The following is a 1,160-nucleotide window of genomic DNA, read 5'->3' on the forward strand; positions in this document are numbered from 1 at the left end:
TAGAACGTTGCGGCCCACCAGTTGCCGTAAACACGATATTGATACTCTAAGGTGCTGCTTAAGCTGTATTTCGCACCCGTTAATGCGCCACTTTCATCAACAGGTGAGATGGATTCATAGCCATAACCACGGATGTTGTTGTCACCACCAGCCAAGAAACGCAACGATGGCGAAAGCTTTTCAAATTCCTCCGTGATGTTAGCCCCCCCTTCGAGACGGAACAAACCACGATGGTTTTCGCCGATGCCACGAATCCACGAAGATCGCCCAAGCAAACGCAATACTCGCGTTTCAGATAGTAGCGCCGGATCGCCGTATTCAACCGTTACGCTTTGCTTATCGCCCCACATTGGCATACTGCCACCACGGACACGAGTACGCGAAAAGGTTGCCCCTGGAAGCACAAACTGCACGCCATCATCTTGCAAACCTTGCGAGAAGTTTTCGTACAAGTGACGAACGTACACGGTTTTGTGCCAACCACCGTCGGTTAACCAGTGTCTTTCTACCGCAAGGTTTGATTCCAAACTCTCAGTATCACGGTTGTCCAAATGCTTCAGACCAAATTGCAATTGATAGTATTCACGTAAGACGTCGTCTAATGGAATTTTGTAGCCGGCGGTGATGGTTTGCTCTGGTTTGGAGAGAGAAAGCGCCGTATTAAAGCTATGGCCGCGCGCACTTACCCATGGTTTTTTCCATTTTAAAGTACCGCGCACACCCGTATCGGTGGAGTAACCAATACCGGTTTCAATTTGGTTTTTCGCAGCAGGCGCTAACGAGACTTTAATCGGCAACTCGCGCCCATCTTCAAGCTTGCTTAAGTCAGGCTCAACAAACACGGAGGAGAACCAATCCGTGTTAGAGAGGTTTTGGTTGTATTCACCCACATCAGAGACAAGGTAAGGTTCACCAATTTCAAAAGGTCGCATCGACTCAACACGGTTTTCCCAGATCTGGCTTCCCGTAATTTCTACCGGACCAAAGTGATAGCGAATACCGCTGTCGTAGTGCAAACGCACATTGGCTTCATTCAATTCAGGGATCACTTCCAGCTTGTTGAGCTTAAAGTCACCATTGAAGTAACCACGTTGCAAAGCCAGGTTACGAATCCCTGATTTAAGGCTGTCAGACTCACCCTGATTTAAAAGCCGCCCAAC

1 protein-coding gene is annotated in these 1,160 nt (G+C 48.4%); it reads right to left on the reverse strand.

Annotated features, from left to right (window positions below; translation table 11 throughout):
- Window positions 1–1,160: autotransporter assembly complex family protein (locus R7D93_RS25750; RefSeq protein WP_318129616.1), on the reverse strand; the 1,160-nt coding region annotated here is incomplete at both ends.

Origin of the sequence: Vibrio sp. YT-15 (genome assembly GCF_033337445.1) — a bacterium.
Taxonomy (GTDB): Bacteria; Pseudomonadota; Gammaproteobacteria; order Enterobacterales; family Vibrionaceae; genus Vibrio; species Vibrio alginolyticus.